Source organism: Streptomyces sp. NPDC003035 (genome assembly GCF_042888285.1).
GTDB lineage: Bacteria > Actinomycetota > Actinomycetes > Streptomycetales > Streptomycetaceae > Streptomyces.
Genome location: NZ_JBIAPJ010000001.1, coordinates 599,352 through 616,347 on the forward strand (window position 1 = coordinate 599,352; position 16,996 = coordinate 616,347).

General features: G+C 72.4%; 16 protein-coding genes. 8 read left to right on the forward strand and 8 right to left on the reverse strand.

Translation table 11 applies throughout. The features are described 5' to 3' along the window. Positions 1-109: 109 nt before the first annotated feature. A complete protein-coding gene (locus ACFYV5_RS02695; protein WP_355115716.1) occupies positions 110-1,264 on the forward strand; it encodes a glycerate kinase in 1,155 nt (384 codons plus the stop codon). Positions 1,265-1,632: 368 nt separating this feature from the next. Here ACFYV5_RS02695 and ACFYV5_RS02700 read toward each other — a convergent pair whose 3' ends face one another. After that, on the reverse strand, positions 1,633-2,832 hold the full coding sequence (locus ACFYV5_RS02700; protein ID WP_389163473.1) for a PucR family transcriptional regulator: 1,200 nt from the start codon (positions 2,830-2,832) through the stop codon (positions 1,633-1,635). A 179-nt stretch (positions 2,833-3,011) separates the two neighbouring features. Here ACFYV5_RS02700 and ACFYV5_RS02705 point away from each other — a divergent pair, with 179 nt between their 5' ends. From ACFYV5_RS02705 to ACFYV5_RS02725, 5 genes are read left to right on the forward strand one after another with little or no spacing between them, the layout of a single operon-like run. Continuing rightward, positions 3,012-3,833 (forward strand): ABC transporter ATP-binding protein, encoded by an 822-nt coding sequence (locus tag ACFYV5_RS02705; RefSeq protein WP_355115713.1) that lies wholly within the window; start codon positions 3,012-3,014, stop codon positions 3,831-3,833. Next, entirely contained in the window at positions 3,830-4,609 is a 780-nt protein-coding gene (locus ACFYV5_RS02710) for an ABC transporter ATP-binding protein (protein WP_355115711.1), read from the forward strand. Before ACFYV5_RS02705 ends, ACFYV5_RS02710 begins: the two co-directional genes overlap by 4 nt. Then, positions 4,606-5,496, forward strand: a complete 891-nt coding sequence (locus ACFYV5_RS02715) for a branched-chain amino acid ABC transporter permease (protein WP_355115709.1) — start codon at positions 4,606-4,608, stop codon at positions 5,494-5,496. Before ACFYV5_RS02710 ends, ACFYV5_RS02715 begins: the two co-directional genes overlap by 4 nt. Further along, positions 5,489-6,592, forward strand: coding sequence for a branched-chain amino acid ABC transporter permease (locus ACFYV5_RS02720; RefSeq protein ID WP_389163478.1), 1,104 nt, complete (start codon positions 5,489-5,491; stop codon positions 6,590-6,592). The genes ACFYV5_RS02715 and ACFYV5_RS02720 overlap by 8 nt, the downstream gene beginning before the upstream one ends. Continuing rightward, a complete protein-coding gene (locus ACFYV5_RS02725; RefSeq protein WP_389163481.1) occupies positions 6,589-7,863 on the forward strand; it encodes an ABC transporter substrate-binding protein in 1,275 nt (424 codons plus the stop codon). The genes ACFYV5_RS02720 and ACFYV5_RS02725 overlap by 4 nt, the downstream gene beginning before the upstream one ends. 99 nt (positions 7,864-7,962) lie before the next feature. On the opposite strand, the gene ACFYV5_RS02730 is transcribed toward ACFYV5_RS02725, so the two are convergent. From ACFYV5_RS02730 to ACFYV5_RS02740, 3 genes are all read right to left on the reverse strand, one after another. Beyond that, positions 7,963-8,844 (reverse strand): NAD-dependent epimerase/dehydratase family protein, encoded by an 882-nt coding sequence (locus ACFYV5_RS02730; RefSeq protein ID WP_389163483.1) that lies wholly within the window; start codon positions 8,842-8,844, stop codon positions 7,963-7,965. Positions 8,845-8,945: 101 nt separating this feature from the next. Then, a complete protein-coding gene (locus ACFYV5_RS02735; protein ID WP_389163486.1) occupies positions 8,946-9,725 on the reverse strand; it encodes an anti-sigma factor domain-containing protein in 780 nt (259 codons plus the stop codon). After that, positions 9,722-10,306, reverse strand: coding sequence for a sigma-70 family RNA polymerase sigma factor (locus ACFYV5_RS02740; RefSeq protein ID WP_389163489.1), 585 nt, complete (start codon positions 10,304-10,306; stop codon positions 9,722-9,724). The genes ACFYV5_RS02735 and ACFYV5_RS02740 overlap by 4 nt, the downstream gene beginning before the upstream one ends. Before the next feature lie 257 nt (positions 10,307-10,563). On the opposite strand from ACFYV5_RS02740, the gene ACFYV5_RS02745 reads away from it, so the two are divergent. Both ACFYV5_RS02745 and ACFYV5_RS02750 read left to right on the forward strand, forming a co-directional pair. Further along, the gene (locus ACFYV5_RS02745) at positions 10,564-12,120 is read left to right on the forward strand and encodes an SDR family oxidoreductase (RefSeq protein WP_389163491.1); all 1,557 of its coding nucleotides are present in this window, start codon (positions 10,564-10,566) and stop codon (positions 12,118-12,120) included. Then, complete coding sequence (locus tag ACFYV5_RS02750; protein ID WP_389163493.1) at positions 12,117-13,487, forward strand: cryptochrome/photolyase family protein; 1,371 nt, start codon at positions 12,117-12,119, stop codon at positions 13,485-13,487. Before ACFYV5_RS02745 ends, ACFYV5_RS02750 begins: the two co-directional genes overlap by 4 nt. Positions 13,488-13,564: 77 nt before the next feature. Here the strand turns inward: ACFYV5_RS02750 and pssA are convergent, their stop codons facing one another. The 4 genes from pssA to ACFYV5_RS02770 form a co-directional block, all read right to left on the reverse strand. Next, the gene (gene pssA / locus ACFYV5_RS02755) at positions 13,565-14,446 is read right to left on the reverse strand and encodes a CDP-diacylglycerol--serine O-phosphatidyltransferase (RefSeq protein ID WP_355115698.1); all 882 of its coding nucleotides are present in this window, start codon (positions 14,444-14,446) and stop codon (positions 13,565-13,567) included. Next, on the reverse strand, positions 14,439-15,095 hold the full coding sequence (locus ACFYV5_RS02760) for a phosphatidylserine decarboxylase (protein WP_389163496.1): 657 nt from the start codon (positions 15,093-15,095) through the stop codon (positions 14,439-14,441). The genes pssA and ACFYV5_RS02760 overlap by 8 nt, the downstream gene beginning before the upstream one ends. A 166-nt stretch (positions 15,096-15,261) precedes the next feature. Next, positions 15,262-16,467 (reverse strand): acyl-CoA dehydrogenase family protein, encoded by a 1,206-nt coding sequence (locus tag ACFYV5_RS02765; protein ID WP_215073136.1) that lies wholly within the window; start codon positions 16,465-16,467, stop codon positions 15,262-15,264. A 2-nt stretch (positions 16,468-16,469) separates the two neighbouring features. Continuing rightward, positions 16,470-16,994: a MaoC family dehydratase gene (locus tag ACFYV5_RS02770; RefSeq protein ID WP_355115695.1), complete on the reverse strand. Its 525-nt coding sequence runs from the start codon at positions 16,992-16,994 to the stop codon at positions 16,470-16,472. Between the last annotated feature and the right edge of the window lie 2 nt (positions 16,995-16,996).

Here is a 16,996-nt window from a genome sequence, read left to right on the forward strand (position 1 = left end):
GGCCCCACTATGGGACGGCATATGGCGATATCGGGGGGTGGCACGCCCTCTGGAGGTGCGGATAGGGTCGGCTCGGCGCGACTGCCTGTTCGAAAGCAAGGGATGCAAGGTGACGGACGGAGCAGTAACTGAGGTCGCACGCGTGCTCGTCGCGGCCGACAAGTTCAAGGGCTCGCTCACGGCCGTACAGGTCGCGGAGCGGGTCACAGCAGGTCTGCGACGGGTCGTCCCGGAGCTCGAGGTGGAGACCCTGCCGGTGGCGGACGGCGGCGACGGTACGGTCGCCGCCGCGGTGGCGGCCGGTTTCGAACGCCGTGAGGTACGGGTCACCGGACCGATCGGCGAGCCGGTGACGGCGGCGTTCGCGCTGCGCGGTACGACGGCCGTCGTGGAGATGGCGGAGGCGTCCGGCCTCCAGCTGCTTCCGGCGGGTGTCTTCGCGCCGCTCACGTCGACGACGTACGGCTCGGGCGAGCTGCTGCGGGCCGCGCTGGACGCGGGCGCGACGACGATCGTCTTCGGCGTCGGCGGCAGCGCGACGACGGACGGCGGGGCGGGCATGCTGGCCGCGCTGGGCGCGGTCTTCCTGGACGCGGCGGGCGAGCCGGTGGGGCCGGGCGGCGCGCCGCTGGCCTCGCTCGCGAGCGCCGACCTGTCCGGGATCGACCCGCGGTTCGCCTCGGTCGACCTGATCCTGGCCAGCGACGTCGACAACCCGCTGACCGGTCCGAAGGGCGCGCCGGCCGTGTACGGCCCGCAGAAGGGCGCCACGCCGGAGGACGTCGAGACGCTGGACGCGGCGCTCGCGCACTTCGTGACCGTCCTGGAGAAGGCCATCGGCCCCAAGGCGGCGGAGTGCGCGGCGGCGCCGGGCGCGGGCGGCGCGGGAGGCATCGGGTACGGGGCGCTGGTCGGCCTGGACGCGAGCTTCCGGCCGGGCATCGAGCTGATGCTGGACGTCCTGGGCTTCGCCCCGGCGCTGGAGCGGGCCACGCTGGTGATCACGGGCGAGGGCTCGCTCGACGAGCAGACCCTGCACGGCAAGGCGCCCGCGGGCGTCGCCTCGGCGGCGCGGGCGGCGGGCAAGGAGGTCGTCGCGGTCTGCGGCCGCCTGGCGCTCGCTCCCGAGACCCTGGGCACGGCCGGCATCCGCCGCGCCTACCCGCTCACGGACCTCGAGCCTGACACGGCGAAGTGCATCGCGAACGCGGGCCCGCTGCTGGAACAGGTGGCGGCGAACATCGCGAGGGACTTCCTGTCGTAGCCCTCGGGCGGACGGGGCCTTGACCGGGGGGCGGGCCCTGGGCGGACGGGGCTGCGGCCCGGCGCTGCGGCGCGAAGCTGCCGTTCTCGGGGGCGCCGGGCCCACGGAGCGGAGGCGCCCGCGAGGGCGCCGTCCGTTGTGCCCACCCTCCCCCAGACTTCGTCCGGGGGTGCCCCCATCGCCCCGGCGGAACGATTGCCCACAACGGGGGGGAGGGGTAGCGGCGCGAAGCTGCCGCCCCCGGGGCCGACGTCCGCTGTGCCCACCCGTTCCTCCCCCTAGGGCTTCGCCCTGGGGGGACCCCCAGCGGAATGATTGCCCACGACGGGGGGCAGGGGGCATGGGGGAGTCCCCAGGAGCCCTCCCCGTCACGCCGGTGACGTCAGGCGGAACGCGTCCAGGGCCAGCGTCATCTCCGTCAGGTCCCGCGGGCGGGACAACGACCTCGACGTGAGTTGTTCCAGGCGGCGCAGGCGGTTGAAGACCGTGTTGCGGTGACAGTACAGACGCCCCGCCGCCCGCCCCGCCGAGCCCTCGCAGTCCAGCCACACGTCCAGCGTCTCGAGCAGGATCGCCCGGTCCGCCGGGTCCAGTTCGAGCAGGCCCCCCAGGACGTCCGTGACCAGCAGGCCGGCCAGTTCCGGCTGGCCGACCACCAGCGCGCCGCCCATCCGGCGGTCCAGGCGGACGACCTGGTGGGAGTCGGGCGGGCAGGTGCGCAGCGCCAGTTCCGCCAGGCGGCGCGCCCGGCCGAGCTCGGAGAGGCCGACCACCACCGGACTGATCCCGCCCGGGCCCGGACAGCGGCCCTCCAGGAGCTCCGACAGCGCGTCAAGACCCGTGCCCTCCGCCAGCGACACCACACCGAACTCGCAGTCCGCCCCCATCCGCCACAGGAACCGCACCCCGGCCCCCTGCACCCGCCGGTGGAACGGCTCCGGCACCTCCCGTCGGTCGTGCCGCAGCACCACCACCGCGTACCGCCCGTGCTCCGGCAGGTCCAGCCCCGCCGCCGCCCGCGACACCACCTCCGGCGAGCGCTGTCCGTGCAGCAGGGCGTCCAGCAGCGCCTGGAGCTGCTCGTCCGTGCGGCGCCGCAGCTCCAGCTCCGTCGCCCGGTACGCCTCCGACGCCGTGTCCGCCTGCGCGTCCACCGCCGACCACACCATCGTCGCCGACTGCGTCAGCGCGGCCAGCCTCGGCGGGAACGCCGCCGCGTCCTCGATCAGCGCGTCCCACACCAGATGCCCGGCATGGCGGTACGCGTGCACCACCAGCTCCAGCGGCATCCCCTGCTCGGCCCGCCGCCGCCCCATCTCGTCCGCGTGCTGCAGATCCCGCCGCGGCGAGTCCCGGGGCGCCGAGATCATCTCGATCCCGATCCGCATCGCGTCATGGGCCTCCTGCCAGTGCTGGTCGAACGGCACGATCCGGCCGTACGCCGGCTCGTACTCGTGCAGCTCTCTCAGATGCTCGTCCACCAGCTCGGGCAGCCGTTCCAGAAGCGCCGTACACGCCTCTGCCAACAGCTTCCAGTCATCGCCGGTCCGCGGTCTGCGCCGTCCCATGAGCGGAGGATGCCATCCTTCGGCCGATCCCCACAGGCCCCTGACGCGCGGTGTTGTGCGCGTGCACAACCCACCGCCGCGCCCGCTGGTCACCGGCAGCGTTTCGGCCGCCGCACGTGGACGCACGGCCCCCGTGGTGCTGGGGTGAGCGCCACTGAACGGGCCACGGAAGGGGAACCATGGGAGGTACCGCACTCGCCCTCGAGGTGGCGGACCTGTCGGCGGGATACGGACCGGTACGCGCCCTGCGGCAGGTGTCGCTCGCCGTGCCGGAGGGCAGCGTCGTCACCGTCCTCGGTGGCAACGGCGCGGGAAAGTCCACGCTGCTGCGGGCCATCTCGCGCACACTGTCGTTCCACGGCGGAGCCGTCGTCTCCGGCACCGTGAGCTTCGGCGGCCGGGCGATCGGCGGGCTCGCACCCGACCGGGTCGTGGCCGCCGGGGTCTCCCAGGTGCCGGAGGGCCGCCAGGTCTTCGCGCGGATGACGGTCGAGGACAACCTGCGCGCCGGAGCGCTCGGCGCCGCCGGCGACCGCGCCGCCAAGGCCGCCGCCATGAAGCGGGTCCACGAACTCTTCCCCGTGCTGGCCGACCGCGCCCACCAGCGCGCCGGGCTGCTCTCCGGCGGCGAACAGCAGATGCTCGCCGTCGGCCGGGCGCTGATGGCCTCGCCGAAACTGCTGCTCCTGGACGAGCCCTCGCTCGGCCTCGCGCCGCTGATGGCCGCCCGGATCGCCGACACCATCCGCGAGATCAACGCCCAGGGCACGGCCGTGCTCCTCGTCGAGCAGAACGCGGCGCTCGCGCTGCGGCTCGCCTCCCGGGCGTACGTCCTGGAGGTCGGCGAGGTCACCCTCTCCGGCCCGGCCGACGAGCTCGCCGCCTCCGACGAGGTACGCCGCCGCTACCTGGGCGTCGTGGACGAGGACGCCGCCGCCGACGCGGCGGGCGCCGCGGCCACGCACCCGGTCCTGTCCCGCTGGGAGGAGGCCGTCCGATGACCCCCGTACCCGCTCTCGACGTCCGGGACGTCACCGTCCGCTTCGCCGGGCTCACCGCCCTCGACTCCGTCGGCTTCACCGTCCGGCCCGGCACCGTCCACGCCGTCATCGGCCCCAACGGCGCAGGCAAGTCCACCTGCTTCAACGTGCTCTCCGGGGTCTACAAAGCCACCTCCGGCTCCGTCCGCTTCGGCGAGCACGAGCTCACCGCCCTGGCCCCGCACAAGATCGCGGACCTCGGCGTCGCCCGCATCTTCCAGAACCTCGCGCTGCCGCCCCGCGCCACCGTCGAGGACAGCCTGATGCTCGGCCGCCACCGGCTCACGAGGACGGGCTTCGTGGCCGCCGGGCTCCGGCTGCCCTCGGCCGCCCGTGAGGACGCCCGCCACCGGGCCCGCGTCCGCGAGATCGCCGCCTTCGTCGGCCTGGAGAAGCAGCTCGGGCAGCCCGCGGGATCGCTTCCGTACGGTCAGCAGAAGCTCGCCGAACTGGCCCGCGCCCTCTGCATGGAGCCCAAACTGCTCCTCCTCGACGAGCCCGTCGCCGGCATGACCGCCGACGAGCGCCGCCGCACCGCCGCGGTCATCGCCGGCGTCCGCGACAGCCTCGGGATCTCCATCGTCCTCGTCGAGCACGACATGGGGGTGGTGATGCGGCTCGCCGACGCCGTCACCGTCCTCGACTTCGGCCGTCGCATCGCCGACGGCGCCCCCGGCGACGTACAGAACGACCCGGCGGTCGTCCGCGCCTATCTCGGAGAGGAGACCGCCGAGTGACCACCTTCGCCGAACTCCTGCTCAACGGCGTGTCGTTGGGCTCGATCTACGCCCTCATAGCCCTCGGCTTCGTGGTGATCTTCCGCGCCACCGAGGTCGTCAACTTCGCCCACGCCTCCCTGCTGCTCGCCGGCGGGTACTTCACCGCCGTGCTCCACGACGACATCGGCTTCTGGCCGGCACTCCTCGTCGGCATCGGCGGCGCCGCACTGGTCGGCGCCGCCGTCGAGTTCCTCGTCATGCGCCGTTACCGCGGCTCCGACCACAGCGTCCTCGCCATCGTCACCATCGGCGTCGACATCCTGCTCGCCACCGAACTCACCCGCCGCATCGGTACGGACATCCTCTCGCTGGGCGACCCCTGGGGCGACGCCGTCGTCGCCCTCGGCCCGGTCACGATCGCCCAGACCCGGATCGCGGCCTTCCTCGCCGCCGCCCTGCTCATCACCGCGTTCCTGCTGGCCTTCCGGTACACCTCCTGGGGCGTGGCCATGCGCGCCGCCGCCGAGAACCAGGAGACCGCGGCCCTCATGGGCATCCGCCTCGGCCGGGTCTCGCTCGGGGCCTGGGCGGTGGCCGGCGGACTCGCCGCCGTCGCCGCCCTGTTCCTCACCGTCTTCCCCACCCCCGGTCTGGAGCGCACCACCTCCTTCGCCGCGATGAAGGCCTTCCCGGCCGCCATCCTCGGCGGCCTCGACTCCACCACCGGCGCCCTCGTCGGCGGACTCCTGGTCGGCGTCACCGAGTCCCTCGCCACCGGCTACCAGGGCGACCTGACCTTCCTCGGCCGGGGCATCGGCGACCTCGCCCCGTACCTCGTGATGGTCGCGGTGCTGCTGATCCGTCCCGCCGGACTCTTCGGCACGAAGGAGCTGGCCCGTGTCTGACGCCCTTCCCCGCCGTGGAGTCGCCACGCTCGCCCGCCCCCGCGTCTACGGATGGGCCGTCGCCGGCCTCGCCCTCGCCGCCTTCCCCTTCTACCTGGACCGCTTCTGGCTCCAGGCCGGGCTGTTCGCCATGGCCGCCGCGATCGGCGCCATCGGCATCAACCTGCTGACCGGCGCCACCGGCCAGCTGTCCATGGGCCACGCCTTCTTCCTCGCCGTCGGCGCGTACGGCTACTGCGCCTTCGCCGGCGACGGGAAGGACGACCTCACCGGACTGGGGCTGCCGGGCTGGCTCGCCGCCGTCCTCGCCGTCGCCCTCGCGGGCCTGGCGGGCGGGGTGTTCAGCCCCATCGCGGGCCGGCTGCGGGGCGCGTACCTCGGTATCGCCACCCTCGCGCTGATCTTCATCGGCCAGCACGTCCTCTTCAACGCCCACGACCTCACCGGCGGCTTCAACGGACGCGCGGTGCCTCCGCTCAGCCTCTTCGGGATCACCTTCGACGACAGCGAACTCCTCGTCGCCCAGGTGCCGTTCGGCTCCGCCGAGAAGCTCTGGTACCTCGGGCTCGTCCTGCTCCTCGCGAGCGCGCTGTTCGCCCGGGGCGTGCTGCGCGGACGACCCGGCCGCGCCATGAACGCCATCCGGGACCACCGGATCGCGGCCGGCGTCATGGGCATCCCCGTGGCCCGCTACCGCGCCGCCGTCTTCGTCCTGTCGTCCATGTACGCGGGCCTCGCCGGCGTCCTGCTCGCGCTGGTCTTCCAGCGGACCGTGCCGGAGTACTTCGGCATGATCCTCTCCCTCGAATACCTGGCCATGATCGTCATCGGCGGTCTCGGTTCGGTCGCCGGTGCGGTGATCGGAGGCGTCTTCGTCTCTCTCCTCCCGCAGCTCCTCAACCGGTACAGCGACACGCTTCCCCTGGTCTCCGCCCCCGGGACGGGCGGGATCGCACCGGGGGAGGCCGCGCGCTATCTCTACGGCGCCGCCGTCGTCGCGGTGGTGCTCTTCCTGCCCGGTGGCCTGGTCCGGCTGGCCGCCCGGAAACCCAAGCGAACCGCCCAACCCTCGCACTCCTCTGGGGAGGAACGATGATCCACCGACGACAGGCGTCCAGAACCTTGGCCGTCGCGCTCGCCACCCTCGTCGCCCTGACCGCCGCCGGCTGCAGCTCCAAGGCCAAGACCGGGGACGACAACAGCACCGGCGCGGGCGGGGTGAAGTCCGGCAAGGGCGTCACCGACAAGACCATCGCGGTCGGCGCGCTCACGGACATGACCGGGGTGTACGCCACGCTCGGCAAGAGCGTCACCCAGGCGCAGCAGCTGTACGTGAAGCAGGTCAACGCGGCCGGCGGGATCTGCGGCCGTCAGCTGGAGCTGACGGTCCGTGACCACGGTTACGACCCGCAGAAGGCGCTCTCCGCGTACACCGAGCTGGAGCCGAAGGTCGTCGGCTACGCGCAGTTCATCGGCTCCCCGTTCGTCGCCGCCGTCAAGCAGCGCGTGGACGGCCAGGACAAGGGGCTCGTCCTGCCGCAGGCCTGGTCGGCCTCGCTGCTGGGCTCCCCGTACATCCGTGTCCTGGGCTCCACCTACGACGTCGAGACGATCAACGCCGTCGACTTCCTGGTGAAGGAGAAGGGCCTGAAGTCCGGCGACAAGCTCGGCCACGTCTACTTCGAGGGTGACTACGGCGAGAACGCGCTGGCCGGCTCGAAGTACGCGGCCGAGAAGGCGGGTCTCACGGTCGTCGAGCAGAAGATCAAGCCCACCGACAACGACATGTCGGCGCAGGTCGCGGCGCTCAAGCAGGCCGGGGTCAAGGGCATCGTCATCAGCGCGGGCCCGCGTCAGGCCGCCTCGCTGGTCGGGGTCGCCGCGGCGACCAAGCTCCTGGTGCCGGTCATCGGCAACAACTCGGCGTTCGCGCCCCAGCTGCTCGGCACCCAGGCCGGCCCCGCCCTGGAGAAGATGTACTGGTTCGCCTCCCCGAGCCTGCCCATCGGCGCGGACACCCCGGCGGCGAAGAAGCTCGTCGCCGACTACAAGGCCGCGTACCCGGGCGACAGCCTCGACAACGGCATCGTGGCCGGCTGGACGGCCGCGAGCGTCTTCGGCGAGGCCCTGAAGAAGGCCTGCGCCTCCAAGGACCTCACCCGCGAGGGGATCGGCAAGGCGCTGCTGACGCTCAACAGCCACGACGCGGGCTTCGGCATGACGCACGACCTCAGCGACCCGAAGGCGCCGTCGTCCCGGGAGTCGGTCATCATCCAGCCGGACAAGTCGGTCCCGGGCGGCATGCGCACGGTCCGCGAGCCCTCCGTCTCCGACGCGGCCAAGAGCTTCACTCCGAAGGCGGGCTGACCCGGGGGAGGAGAGCGGCGATGCCCCGGGCTGTGCCGTTGGCACGGCCCGGGGCATCCCCGTGCGCCGGCCGGACGCCGGCTCCGCCCGGCGAGGGCGTCAGCCCGCCTGGTGGGCGAAGCCCTCGCGCCAGGACGGGTACGTCGGGGTCCAGCCGAGTGCCCGCGCCCGGCCGTTCGTCGCGCCGCGGGCCCACGGGGCGCCGCCCGTCGTCCGTTCCGGGGCGGGCGTGCCCAGCGCTCGCGCGAGGGCCGGGACCCAGGTGTGGCCGGGGGCCGGTTCGTCGTCGACCACGTTGTACGTGCCCGCCGGCCAGTCCAGGGCCGAGGCGGCCGCCCGTGCCGCGTCCACGACGTGGACGAAGGAGTTCACCGAGTCGTCCGCCTCGACACTCCCCAGGAACCGGGCCCGCGGATCCCCGCCCAGCGCCGCCGCCACCGGCCCGCCGGGCGCGTACCAGGTCCCGGGGCCGTAGAGGATGCCGTACCGCAGCACGACCGCCTCGGGAAGCTCGGCGGCCCGGGTCTCCAGCGCCTGGACGGCGTCCACGATCCGCGCGCGCGGCTGTTCCCGCGTGGGGTCGAGCGGTATGGACTCGTCGGCGGGTCCGTCCCCCGGGGCGCCGGGCGCGTACACCCAGCTGATCGACTGCGCGACGATCCGCCGTACGCCCGCCGCCCGCGCCGCGTCCACGAGATGGCGCGTGCCCTCCCGGCGCAGCCGGTCGTTCGCAGCCCCGTCCGCCCCGCCCAGGTCCGTGAGCTGGTGGACCACGGCCTCGGGAGCGGCCTCGGCGACCGCGCGGCGCAGACCCTCGGCGTCCAGCGCGTCGGCCCGTACGGCCTCGGCGCCGGCCTTCCGGATCCGCGCGGCACCGTCCGCGGTGCGCGAGACGCCGGTGACGTGGTGGCCCGCGTCGAGGAGGCGGGGGAGGAGGATCCGACCGACCGCGCCCGTGGCGCCCGCGACGAGTACACGCATGTGATCATCGTAGCGATGGACATGTCGTCCCCCTCCGACGACCGCCCGGGCCTGCTGTGCCTGGAGAAGACGCCGGACGCTCCCGCGACCGCGTGGACGGCTCACGCGGGGAAGGGCATCAGAGCCAGCGGGGCCGACGTCGGCCGGGGTGAGCCACCGGCCGGTTCGACCGTGACCCCCATCCCGGTCGCGCCGCCCACCGGCCCCTCCATCAGCGTCGCCTCCGACCGGGCGTCCCCGGCCACCAGCCCGGCCGAGCGCATCGCTCCGCCGTCGTCGAACCAGAGCTGGTAGACCTTGCCCTCGGGCGGCGCCGGAAGGCCGGACGCCGCGAACACCGCCCGGTCGCGGGCCGCGGAGACGACCACCGTGCCGACGGCGCCGCCGCCCAGCGCGGTCGTGGAGACCCGGGCGTCCGGGGCGGCGAGCACCGCGGCCACCTCGCTGTTCGCACTCCGCGCCCGCCGCGCCTCCTGCCGGGCGTCCTCGGCCCTCTCGTACTGCAGGACCGAGACCCCGCCGAGCGCGACGACCCCCGCGAGGCACGCCGCCAGGGCCCAGCGCGACGCCCGCCGGAACCGGCCCTCCGCCCCGTCGCCCGCCCGTCTCCCCGTCCCGCCGCCGGGGCGGGACGACGGACTCGTCGCGGGCGGCAGCTGCCGAACCGTCGGGATCCGCCGCAGCACCTCCTCGCGGAGGGCGGCCGTCGGCCGAATCGACACCGCGAGACCCAGCCGTGTCACCGTCTCCGTCAGTTCCTCGACCTCCCGGGCACAGGACGGGCAGCCTTCCAGGTGCCCGTCGACCGCCGCCCGCTCCTCCTCGTCCAGCGCTCCGAGCGCGTACGCGCCCGTCAGCGTGTGCGGATCGGTGATGATCACGCGGTCACCCCCAGGCAATCCCGGAGCCGGATGAGGCCGTCGCGGAGCCGGGTCTTGACCGTGCCCAGGGGCAGCGACAGAAGTTCGGCGACCTCCCGATACGTCAGCCCCCGGTAGTACGCCAACGTCACCGACTGACGCTGCACCTCGGTCAGGCCGCGCACGCAGCGCCGTACCTGCTCACGCTCCAGCCGGTGTTCCACCTGCTCCACCACCTCGTCGAACTCCCTCGCACGGTTCAGCAGGGCCATGCGCCGCTCGCGGTCGGAGGACGCCTGCTCGGACCGCACCCGGTCGACGGCACGGCGGTGCGCGAGCGTCAGCACCCAGGTCATGACCGATCCCCGCGCGGACTGGTACCGCGCCGCGGTCCGCCAGACCTCCACAAGCACCTCCTGGGCCACCTCCTCCGACTGCGCCGGATCGCGCAGCACGGTCCGTACGAGACCGAGGACCGGCCCCGACACCGCCTCGAACAGGATCGTGAACGCCTCCTGGTCACCACGGGCCACGCGGCTCATCACCTCGGGGAGATCGGGGGGCGAGTGCGGTGAGCGGCCGATGTGCGCGTTCTCTCTCACGGGGTGGTCCTCCAGCAGGCACTCGGGTACGCGGCTGATTCGGAGCCCACGCACCGACGGATTGGCCGGAGGAACGAACGTCACTCCCTCGGGTGAGAAACCCATCCGGGGCCGGGCCGACACCGAATACGTCCCGTGAGCCGTACGAACAGGCCACGGCGGGGCTCCCCGGAGAGGATGGAAGGGGCCCCGCGCCCACTCCCTCCCGAGGGGGAATGTGACGAGACAGCGCACACCGCGACGGAACGGAGCGACCCATGACGTACGCGGCCGACGGCACCCCCGCACCGCGGTGCCTCGTCACCGGCGCCACGGGCTACATCGGCGGCCGGCTCGTCCCCGAACTCCTGGCGGCCGGTCATCGGGTGCGCTGTCTGGCCCGCTCGCCCGGCAAGCTCCGCGACCACCCCTGGGCGGAGCGGGTGGAGGTCGTCCGCGGCGACGTCACCGATCCCGCGTCGGTCGGCGAAGCGCTGCGCGACACCGACGTCGCCTACTACCTCGTGCACGGCCTGGGCGGCGGACGGGACTTCGAGCGCACCGACCGCGAGGCGGCCCGGACCTTCGCCGAACAGGCCCGGGCGGCCGGGGTGGGGCGCATCGTCTACCTCGGCGGCCTCACCCCGCCCGGCGTCCCCGAGCAAGCGCTCTCGCCGCACCTGCGCTCGCGCGCCGAGGTGGGCCGCATCCTCCTCGACTCGGGCGTGCCCACCACCGTGCTGCGCGCCGCCGTCGTCATCGGGTCCGGCTCGGCCTCCTTCGAGATGCTCCGCTACCTCACCGAGCGGCTCCCGGTGATGGTCACCCCGAGCTGGGTCGGCACCCGCGTCCAGCCCATCGCCGTACGGGACGTCCTGCGCTACCTCGTCGGCAGCGCCCGGATGCCCGCCCATGTCAGCCGTGCCTTCGACATCGGCGGCCCCGACGTCCTCACCTACCGCGACATGATGGTCCGCTACGCCGCGGTGGCGGAACTGCCCAAGCGCCTGATCGTCCCGGTACCGATGCTGACCCCCCGGCTCTCCAGCCTGTGGATCGGACTGGTCACTCCCGTCCCTCCGTCCCTCGCCCGGCCGCTGGCCGAATCGCTGCGCCATGAAGTGGTCTGCCGGGATCACTCCATCGCGACCTGGGTGCCCGACCCGCCCGGCACCCCGATCCCCTTCCAGACCGCGCTCACCCTGGCGCTCGAACGGGTCCGCGAGGCCCGGGTCGCCACCCGGTGGTCGTCCGCCTCCGTCACCGGAGCGCCGAGCGACCCGCTGCCCACCGACCCCGACTGGGCCGGCGGCAGCCTCTACGTCGACCGGCGAGAGCGCCTCGTCGACGCGGATCCGCAGGAGCTGTGGCGCGTCATCGAGGGCATCGGGGGAGAGAACGGCTGGTACTCCTTCCCCCTCGCCTGGGCCGTCCGCGGCCGGCTCGACCGGCTCGTCGGCGGGGTCGGACTGCGCCGCGGCCGCCGCGACGCCGGACGCCTGCGCGTCGGGGACTCCCTGGACTTCTGGCGGGTCGAGGAGATCGAACGCGGCCGACTGCTGCGCCTGCGCGCCGAGATGCGTCTGCCGGGCCTCGCCTGGCTGGAGATGTACGCCGAGCGGGACGAGTCGGGCCGCACCCGCTACCGGCAGCGGGCGCTGTTCCACCCGCGCGGCCTGCTCGGCGAGGCGTACTGGTGGAGCGTGGCGCCGTTCCACAGCGTCGTCTTCGGCGGGATGGCCCGCAACATCGCCCGCGCGGCGGAGGCCGGGGCCGCCGCGCCCGCTCCGGCTCCCGCCCGCGGCCGTTCCAGGAACGCGAGGAAGGTGCCATGAACGTCTCGGTGGTCCTGTTCACCGCGGATCTCCGGCTCCACGACCATCCGCCGCTGCGCGCCGCGCTGCGCTCGGCCGCGTCCGTGGTCCCGCTCTTCGTACGGGACCCGGCCGTCGACCGGGCCGGATTCGCCGCACCCAACCGGCTGGCCTTCCTCGCGGACTGTCTGCGGGACCTGGACGCCGGGCTGCGCCGACGCGGCGGCAGGCTGGTCGTGCGTACGGGGGAGATGGTGGACGAGGTGTGCGCCGTGGCGCGCGAGACCGGCGCCCACGAGGTCCACATGTCCGCCGACGTCAGCGCCTTCGCCCAGGCGAGGGAGGAACGGCTCCGCAGCGCGCTCGGAGCGGACGGCAGACGGCTGCACGTCCACGACGGGGTCGTCACCGTGCTCCCACCCGGCGCCGTCACCCCCGCCGGCTCCGACCACTTCGCCGTCTTCACCCCGTACTTCCGCCGCTGGGTCCAGGAACGGCCCCGCGATCCGCTTCCCGCGCCCCGGGCGGTCCACGTCCCGGAGGTCCGGTCCGAGGAGATCCCCGCACGCTCCGGCGCCGGACCGCTCTCCCCCGGCCTGCCGCCGGGCGGCGAGCGCGCCGCCCGCGAGCGGCTCACGCGATGGCTCGCCCGACCGGTCGACGCGTACGAGGACCGGAACGACGACCTGGCGGCCGATGCCACCTCACGCCTCTCCCCGGACCTCCACTTCGGGGCGCTCTCGGCCGCGGAGGTGGTGCACCGGGCCCGGTCCCGGGGCGGAGCGGGAGCCGAGGCCTTCGTACGGCAGCTCTGCTGGCGCGACTTCCACCACCAGGTGCTCGCCGCACGGCCACGGGTCGCCGCCGAGGACTATCGGACCCGCCATGACCGCTGGCGCCGGGGCGCCGAGGCCGAGGCCGATCTCCAGGCGTGGAAGGAGGGGCGCACCGGCTATCCGGTGGTGGACGCGGCCATGCGCCAGCTCGCCCACGAGGGCTGGACTCCGGGCCGCGCCAGGCTCCTCGCCGCGAGCCTGCTCACCAAGACGCTCTACCTCGACTGGCGCACCGGCGCCCGCCACTTCCTCGACCTGCTGGTCGACGGCGACCTCGCGAACAACCAGCTGAACTGGCAGTGGATGGCCGGCACGGGGACGGACAGCCGCCCGAACAGGGTCCTCAACCCAGTGCTCCAGGCCCGGCGGTACGACCCCGACGGCGCCTATGTACGCCGCTGGGTCCCGGAACTGGCCGGGATCGCCGGTCCGGCCGTCCACGAGCCCTGGAGGCTCACCGGACCCGAGCGCGTCGCGTCCGGCTATCCCGCCCCGCTCGTGGGCCTGGCCGACGGTCTGGCCCGCTTCCGGCGGGCGCGGGCCCTGGACTGAGCGCACCGACCGACGTCCGGCATGAGGAAGGGCCCGGAAGCGAGATCGCTTCCGGGCCCTTCCTCATGTCTGAACCGCTACGGCAGCTGCGCCGCCTCGGCCTGACGTGCCTCGCGGCTCTCGCGGCGGTTGCCGCGGAACGTGTTCACTCGACGGGCCGTCGCGAAGAGGGGGATCACGGCGCCCATCACCACCTGCAGCGCGCAGCCGGTCTGGAGCAGGAGCTGCCCGCCCGGCGCGTCGAACGCCCAGGCCGCCAGCATGCCCATCGCCCCCACGATCCAGCTGAGCATCGCCACCGCGAGGATGCCCCGCGGCTTGGGGTACTCGACCCGGCTCACCATCAGCCAGGCGACACCGATGATCGCGAGCAGCGTCGGGACGAACGGCAGCTCCAGGAGGATGATCGAGACCACCGTCAGCGCACCGAAGGGGCTCGGCATGCCCTGGAACATGCCGTCCTTCATGGTCACGCAGGAGAATCTCGCCAGCCGCAGCACCACCGCGAGGAGCACCGCGACCGCGGCCACCGCCGAGACCTTCTGCTGAGCGCCGTCCGGGACCGCGACCATCCCGTACACGAGCACGAAGTAGGCCGGGGCCAGACCGAAGCTGATCAGGTCCGACAGGTTGTCCAGCTCCGCGCCCATCGGCGACGAGCGCAGCTTGCGGGCCACGATGCCGTCGAAGAGGTCGAAGATCGCCGCGCACAGCATCAGTATGACGGCGGTGGCGGCGCTGTTGCGCGCCATGCCGGTCTCGGTGCTGCCCGTGAGGTGCGGGATGAGGATGCCGGTGGTGGTGAAGTACACCGCCATGAATCCACAGGTGGCGTTACCGAGCGTGAGGGCGTCCGCTATGGACAGCCTCAGCGACAGCGGCATCTCCTCGGCCTCGTCGGCACCGTCCACATCGGCGTCGGCGACCCAGTCGCCGGCACGGGTGTCAGGATCAATCACGGTCAATGCGAGTCACCCCTGCGGTCGTGGCCTGACCGACCTCGACGGCGACGTCCACACCTTCCGGAAGGTAGATGTCGACGCGCGACCCGAAACGGATCAGACCGATGCGCTCGCCCTGCTCGACCTTCGTCCCCTGCGGGATGTACGGCACGATGCGGCGGGCCACGGCCCCCGCGATCTGCACCATCTCGATGTCGCCGAGCTCGGTGTCGAAGTGCCAGACAACGCGCTCGTTGTTCTCGCTCTCCTTGTTGAACGCCGGGACGAACCCGCCGGGGATGTGTTCCACGGACGTCACCGTGCCGGCCAGCGGCGCGCGGTTGACGTGGACGTTCAGCGGGCTCATGAAGATGGCGACCCGGGTGCGTCCGTCCTTCCACGGCATGATGCTCTGCACCACACCGTCGGCGGGGGAGATGACCCGGCCCTGAGCGATCTCACGCTCGGGGTCGCGGAAGAACCACAGCATGCCGGCCGCGAGCGCGGTGGTGGGCACGGCGATGGCCGCGGCGCGCCTCGACCTGCGCGAGCGCGCCAGGCTGAGCGCCGCGGTGGCGACGGTCGGCAGAAGCCACGGCGATGCTCCGCGCGCGAGGCGTACGCCGGCGAGGCTGTCGCGGTGTGCAGAGGTTTGGCTGTGGGGCATGGATGACCTTCGTAGCGGATGATGCCGCACTGGCGGGGGACGGCGGCTTTCCGGCGATGCTATCGGTTGCGGGGCGCAACTGGGCAAGCCAGAAGCCGAGTCGGCGGCCGGAAGAAGATGACAGGGTGTGATCTTCTTCGCGGCCGAACCGGCTCAAAAGCGACAATCAACCCTGGAATCGGTACTCCTCGAGCAGCCGACGACCAATGATCATTTTCTGGATCTCGGCGGTACCTTCACCGATGAGCAGCATCGGAGCCTCGCGGTAGAGGCGCTCGATCTCGTACTCCTTCGAGAACCCGTACCCGCCATGGATACGGAAGGCGTCCTCGACGACTTCCTTGCAGTACTCGGAGGCGAGGTACTTCGCCATCCCCGCTTCGAGGTCGTTTCGCTCCCCGGAGTCCTTTTTGCGTGCTGCGTTGACCATCATCGCATGAGCGGCCTCGACCTTGGTAGCCATTTCGGCCAGCTTGAACTGGATCGCCTGGTGCTGGGCGATCGGCTTGCCGAAAGTGTGACGCTGCTGGGCATAGGAGACACCCAGTTCGAACGCACGCTGAGCGACGCCGCAACCACGGGCCGCGACATTGACGCGCCCGACCTCGACACCGTCCATCATTTGGTAAAACCCTCGGCCGGTGGTCCCACCGAGTACCCGATTGGCCGGAATGCGCAGTCCGTCCATGATGAGTTCGGTGGTGTCGACGCCCTTGTACCCCATCTTGTCGATCTTCCCGGGGATGGTGAGGCCGGGGCGGACCTCTCCGAAGCCGGGCTCCTTCTCGACGAGGAAGGTCGTCATCGACTTGTGGGGGGCGGTGCCCTCCGGGTGTCCTTCGTCACTTCGGACGAGAACGGCGACCAGATTGGACGTACCGCCGTTCGTCAGCCACATCTTCTGGCCGTTGAGGACGTACTCGTCGCCGTCCTTGACCGCCTTGGACGTGATGGCCGACACATCCGAGCCGAGGGCCGGCTCCGACATCGAGAAGGCACCACGCGTCTCGCCGGCCGCCATCCGCGGAAGGAAGTACTCCTTCTGCTCCTGGGTGCCGTGCTGCTTCAGCATGTACGCCACGATGAAGTGCGTGTTGATGATGCCGGAGACCGACATCCAGCCGCGGGCGATCTCCTCCACGCAGAGCGCGTAGGTGAGCAGCGACTCACCCAGGCCCCCGTACTCCTCGGGGATCATCAGACCGAAGACGCCGAGCTCCTTGAGCCCGTCGACGATCTCCTGGGGGTACTCGTCGCGGTGCTCCAGCTCCGTCGCGACCGGGATGATCTCCTTGTCGACGAAGTCCCGGACGGTGGAGAGGATCTCCTGCTGCACATCGGTCAGACCGTGGGTCTGGGCGAGTCGCGCCATGACTACTTCTCCGGCTTCTTGGAGGGCTCGATCAGCTCGGGGCGGCCGGGCTGCTCGCCGCCGCGCTCCTTGATGTACGTCTCGGTGGGGACCATCACCTTGCGGCGGAAGACGCACACGAGGGTGCCGTCCTGCTTGTAGCCCTTGGTCTCGACGTAGACGATGCCGCGGTCGTTCTTCGACTTCGAGGGGGTCTTGTCGAGGACCGTGGTCTCGCCGTAGATGGTGTCGCCGTGGAAGGTCGGCGCGACGTGACGCAGCGACTCGATCTCCAGGTTGGCGATCGCCTTGCCCGAGACGTCCGGGACGGACATGCCGAGCAGCAGCGAGTAGATGTAGTTGCCGACGACGACGTTCTTCCCGAAGTCCGTCGTGTTCTCCGCGTAGTTCACGTCCATGTGCAGCGGATGGTGGTTCATCGTCAGCAGACAGAAGAGGTGGTCGTCGTACTCGGTGACCGTCTTTCCGGGCCAGTGCTTGTAGACGGCGCCGACTTCGAACTCTTCGTAGGTACGGCCGAACTGCATGG

Excerpts from the sequence above, each read along its gene's own strand:
- ACFYV5_RS02770 (WP_355115695.1), bottom strand. The coding sequence starts at position 16,994 with ATGCAGTTCGGCCGTACCTACGAAGAGTTCGAAGTCGGCGCCGTCTAC.
- ACFYV5_RS02725 (WP_389163481.1), top strand. The coding sequence starts at position 6,589 with ATGATCCACCGACGACAGGCGTCCAGAACCTTGGCCGTCGCGCTCGCC.
- ACFYV5_RS02750 (WP_389163493.1), top strand. The coding sequence starts at position 12,117 with ATGAACGTCTCGGTGGTCCTGTTCACCGCGGATCTCCGGCTCCACGAC.
- ACFYV5_RS02705 (WP_355115713.1), top strand. The coding sequence starts at position 3,012 with ATGGGAGGTACCGCACTCGCCCTCGAGGTGGCGGACCTGTCGGCGGGA.
- ACFYV5_RS02700 (WP_389163473.1), bottom strand. The coding sequence starts at position 2,832 with ATGGGACGGCGCAGACCGCGGACCGGCGATGACTGGAAGCTGTTGGCA.
- ACFYV5_RS02710 (WP_355115711.1), top strand. The coding sequence starts at position 3,830 with ATGACCCCCGTACCCGCTCTCGACGTCCGGGACGTCACCGTCCGCTTC.
- ACFYV5_RS02765 (WP_215073136.1), bottom strand. The coding sequence starts at position 16,467 with ATGGCGCGACTCGCCCAGACCCACGGTCTGACCGATGTGCAGCAGGAG.
- ACFYV5_RS02760 (WP_389163496.1), bottom strand. The coding sequence starts at position 15,095 with ATGCCCCACAGCCAAACCTCTGCACACCGCGACAGCCTCGCCGGCGTA.
- ACFYV5_RS02730 (WP_389163483.1), bottom strand. The coding sequence starts at position 8,844 with ATGCGTGTACTCGTCGCGGGCGCCACGGGCGCGGTCGGTCGGATCCTC.
- ACFYV5_RS02745 (WP_389163491.1), top strand. The coding sequence starts at position 10,564 with ATGACGTACGCGGCCGACGGCACCCCCGCACCGCGGTGCCTCGTCACC.